Raw genomic sequence first — 4,561 nt, 5'->3', positions numbered from 1 at the left:
GGCTGACGAACCTTTTAAAGCGCCTTAAGACGCAACGCAAGTAATATGCCCTTATAGGGCTAAGGAAAAACCACCAGCTAAGCTGGTGGATATTTATTTTTTTAATAGTCTTATAAAGATTACTAGATATCTACTTAGAAATATTAATCTTTATCAAGTTTTTGGGGGAGCGCCCTAAGATTTGTATAGGCAGGACAATTTAATAGCGAGGGAGCTTGTGTTTCAAGATGAGAGGTAACTTTGAAGTTGCGACCGTTTTAAAAGGGGAGAGTATCCTTTCTTTTAATGCGCTATTTAATTTTGTTACTTCTATTTTTTTAGCAATATTTATTTTAAGAAAGGATAATCCTAAAGTTTAGTTAGGAGCTAAGCAAAAGCTTAAAATAAATATTTCAGAAGGGAAGGAACAAAATGAACAATCAATCAAAAGTATTAAAAACAGTTTTTTTATCAATTATGGTAGCTATAGGAGTAGTAATTTCACCAATATTGCGTGTTGAGGGAATGGCCCCAACAGCTCATTTAATAAATGTTGTATGCTCAGTATTCTTAGGACCTTGGTACTCACTTTTATGTGCAACACTAATAGGAATAATTAGAATGATATTTATGGGAATACCTCCACTTGCTTTAACAGGAGCAGTATTTGGGGCCTTTTTATCAGGTGTTTTATATAGAGCTTCTAAAGGGAAACTTATTTTTGCAGTAATAGGTGAAATTATTGGAACTGGTGTTATAGGTGCAATAGTTTCATATCCAGTAATGACTTACTTAGTAGGTAGAGAAGGGTTAACAGCATTTTTCTATGTTCCAATGTTTATAACAGCAACTATTATGGGCGGTTCCGTAGCATATGTATTCTTAATTGCACTTAGGAAAAATGGAATGCTTGCTAAAATCCAAGATAGATTAGGAGGCAAGATTTATGAGGGAAGTAGAACTTTTAATAAAGAAGCTACTGTATATCAAAAATAAATTAATATTAGAAAAACCTCTTATTCACTGTATAACTAATCATATAACTATTAATGATTGTGCTAATGTTGTACTAGCCATAGGTGGTAAACCTATTATGGCTGAACATTGCAGGGAGGTTTCAGATATTACAGCTTCAGCTAAGTCATTAGCAGTTAACTTAGGTAATATAAGTGATAATAGAATGACTTCAATGATGATTTCAGGAGAAGTAGCTTATAAAAAAGAAATACCATCAATTATTGATATAGTTGGAGTCAATTGTAGTAATCTTAGGCGTGATTTTGCTCTAGAGTTTATAGAAAAATGCAAACCTAATGTTATTAAAGGTAATATGTCAGAAATAAAATCAATACTTGGATTAGAAACAAAATCTAAAGGTGTTGATGTTAGTGAGGAAGATAGCACAGGAAAAAACAATATTAATGATAATATTAATATTGTAAGAAGTCTTTCAAAGAAAACTAATTCAATTGTAGTATCAACAGGTGAAATAGATTTAATAAGTAGTGGCACTGAAACTTTTATAATTGAAAATGGATGCAGTGAGCTCTCAATGATAACTGGTACAGGCTGTATGTTAAATGCTTTAATTGCAACCTGTATAAGCAGTGGTGATATTTTATCAGGGGCAATACTTGGAACTTTAATTATGGGGATAAGTGGAGAACTTTCTAAAGAAGCAAAAGGAGCAGCTTCATTTAAAATAGATTTATTAGATAATATTTCAACTGTTAAAGATATGGACATAATAGAAAAATCTAAGATAAGGGTGGTAGAGTAAATGAGATTTGATTGTAGCTTATATTTAGTAACTGATAGCACGGGACTTGAAGAAAAAGAGTTTTTAAATAAGATAGAAGAGGCTTGTAATGCAGGGGTTACATTAGTTCAGTTAAGAGAAAAAGATAAAACAGGTAGAGAATATCTTGATTTAGCATTTAAAGTTAAAGAAATTACTGATAAGTATAATATTCCATTAATTATCGATGATAGAATAGATATTGCTATGGCTGTAGATGCAGCAGGAGTTCATGTTGGACAAAGTGATATAAATGTCAGGTATGCAAGAAAAATATTAGGTAGTGATAAGATAATAGGTGCTACAACTAAAACGCTAAAGCAAGCTGAAGAAGCTGTCAGTGAAGGCGCTGATTATCTTGGCGTTGGAGCTATATATCCAACTACAACTAAGGTTAAAACTGTAATAACAGAAGTTTCAACCTTAAAAGAAATTTGTGAATCTGTAAATATACCAGTTGTGGCTATAGGTGGATTAAATGAGGAAAACTCTGATATACTTAAAGGAACAAAGGTTAGTGGAATATCAGTAGTATCAGCAATTATGAAAGCTATTGATATTAAGAGTGCCGTAAAAGGGTTAAGAGAAAAGGTAGAGACTATAAAACTTTAAATATAAGGAGTGTTAGGAGTGGAGAATAATAAATTCTGTAGAATTTTAGAAATCATAGGAGTTGTTATACTTATAACTGGTATGATAGGTGGAGTATTACTAATGGTGAGTAAAAGTTATTTTACAATATATTATGGAAATCCAGAAAGTATTTCTTTAGTGAATTTAATTCTTGGCACATTTACTATAGTTATATCAGTATTTCTATATGTAGTTTGTGAATGGATGATAAAGATGCTTCAGAATTCTACTAAGCAAACAGAGTTAATGGCTACTTCTAGAGATTTATTAGAGATAATTAATTCTAAGAAGAATAATGATTTAGATTTATAATTATTAAAAATTAGTATATTAACTTTTAATTGTACAAAAAAGAACCAATATTAATAGATTATCTTTTTTTAGTGTCTATTAATACAGGTTCTTTTTTAATTAAGAATTAAATAATTTATTTCTGATTGATTTGTGTATTATAGTGAGAAGAAATATTATCTACATATATGTCCATAATATTTTCATAATCTTTTTCACTTAAATGTTTATAAGTTAATCCAATAGAGTCCCCATTTGATCTATTAACTTTACAGTCTAAATTTATATTGTTAAATTTAATATGTACAATTGAGTTTATTTCAAAATTATAAGGCTTATTTAATGTTATACCTAATCCATTTTCAGATATATCATATAATTCACCGTAAAGAGTTGTATTATCAAAAGTCACTGTGGTTTTTATAATTTCAGAAACTTTTACTCTTTCACTTTTTCTATAAATAGGCTTCTGATAAGCCACATTTATTGAAGTTATAATTCCTAGTAGGTTATAAAAACTCCATAAAATATTAATAATATATGCAGGAAGATTCCCTATATTTTCAGATAAAGCAAGGGTTCCAACTATCCATGAAATTATAGTTATAATTCCAAAAATAATATGAGGAAGTGCTATTTTAAACTGAAAATATTTCTTATCTGCTGTTATATCCTTAGAAGTAACATTAAAGTTTATTTTAAGTGCCAGCAATTCTTTTAAAACAGAAAGGGATATATGTGGTGCCATTGCAATTTCATAATAATGAGACCAAGTTATACTTCTAGTTTTATGGGAAAGGCTCTTAAATATTAATAGTTGTCCTAAGAAAAATGGAATAAACATAGTAAGTAAACTTTTTATTGATGTATTAATTATTAAAATAGAAGTTAAAAGGTATATTATAGGTGCTAATATATAAATTAGTTTTTGAATACTTGATAACCAATATACAACTCCATCAAAATAAGCAATTTTTTGGCTAAAAGTAAGACCTTTATTAAAAAATATATTAAAGTGTTTTATAACTTGTAGATTTCCTCTACACCATCTATCTCTTTGTTTAACTAACTCGTTAAATGTTGTAGCACTTAAGCCAAGAACTAAATCTTCATTAATAAAAATAGAATCATAACCATTAGCTTGTAAAAGCATTCCAACAGCCATATCTTCTGTGATTGAGTATGTTGGATAACCACCTATGTCTAGAACATATTGTCTATTAAATACGGCATTAGTACCAACATGTAAAACTGCATTAATTGCAGCTCTTGCTTCTTCTATATCTCTCATAAAGAAATCTTGTTCATTAGGTATATTTTTATTTAAATTATACTGATACATATCTTGATTATAGTAAACTTGAGGAGTTTGAACAAAGGCAGTATTTTTATTTGAGAAGTAGCCAACAGTTCTATTTAAAAATTCTTTTTTAGGAATCATATCAGCATCTAATACAGCAAATAAATCTCCATTTATAATATTAATGGCATTATTAATATTTCCAGCTTTAGCGCCTTTATTATCTTCTCTAGTAATATAGTTTACATTATATAGATTACATAATTCTTTAAGTTCATTTCTTTTACCATCATCACAAACATAAACTTTAAATTTATTTTTAGGATAATTAAGATTTTTGCTAGCTACTATAGTCTTCTTTAATAATTCTAAGGGTTCGTTATATGTACAAATTAATACATCTACAGTAGGTATTTGTCCATCCTTGAAATCTTTTAAAGACTTAGGAATAAGTTCATATTTTTTAGTAAATAGAAATTGATAATTTAAAAAGGCTATTAATCCTAGTAATTCTGCGGAGTATAAAATTGTTCCTAATATAAAACTTGTAAGAGTATTTG

General features: G+C 28.7%; 5 protein-coding genes. 4 read left to right on the top strand and 1 reads right to left on the bottom strand.

Features of this window, described 5'->3' with window-relative positions; genetic code table 11:
* Positions 1 to 411 precede the first annotated feature (411 nt).
* The 4 genes from thiW to E6248_RS13540 are packed head-to-tail and all read left to right on the top strand — an operon-like array spanning position 412 to position 2,722.
* Entirely contained in the window at positions 412 to 975 is a 564-nt protein-coding gene (gene thiW, locus E6248_RS13555; protein WP_316341321.1) for an energy coupling factor transporter S component ThiW, read from the top strand.
* Positions 959 to 1,759, top strand: coding sequence for a hydroxyethylthiazole kinase (thiM, locus tag E6248_RS13550; protein ID WP_396335156.1), 801 nt, complete (start codon positions 959 to 961; stop codon positions 1,757 to 1,759). The genes thiW and thiM overlap by 17 nt, the downstream gene beginning before the upstream one ends.
* Positions 1,760 to 2,389, top strand: a complete 630-nt coding sequence (gene thiE / locus E6248_RS13545; RefSeq protein WP_316341319.1) for a thiamine phosphate synthase — start codon at positions 1,760 to 1,762, stop codon at positions 2,387 to 2,389.
* 18 nt (positions 2,390 to 2,407) lie between these two features.
* Positions 2,408 to 2,722, top strand: a complete 315-nt coding sequence (locus tag E6248_RS13540) for a hypothetical protein (RefSeq protein ID WP_316341318.1) — start codon at positions 2,408 to 2,410, stop codon at positions 2,720 to 2,722.
* 115 nt (positions 2,723 to 2,837) lie between these two features.
* Here E6248_RS13540 and E6248_RS13535 read toward each other — a convergent pair.
* Positions 2,838 to 4,561 (bottom strand): glycosyltransferase (locus E6248_RS13535; RefSeq protein ID WP_316341317.1); only part of this gene is annotated, 1,724 nt, incomplete at its 5' end.

It is taken from the genome of Clostridium sp., from assembly GCF_032552055.1.
GTDB lineage: Bacteria > Bacillota > Clostridia > Clostridiales > Clostridiaceae > Clostridium.
Note: the sequence above shows the minus strand (reverse complement) of the source record. Positions and strands in the feature narration are given on the sequence as shown.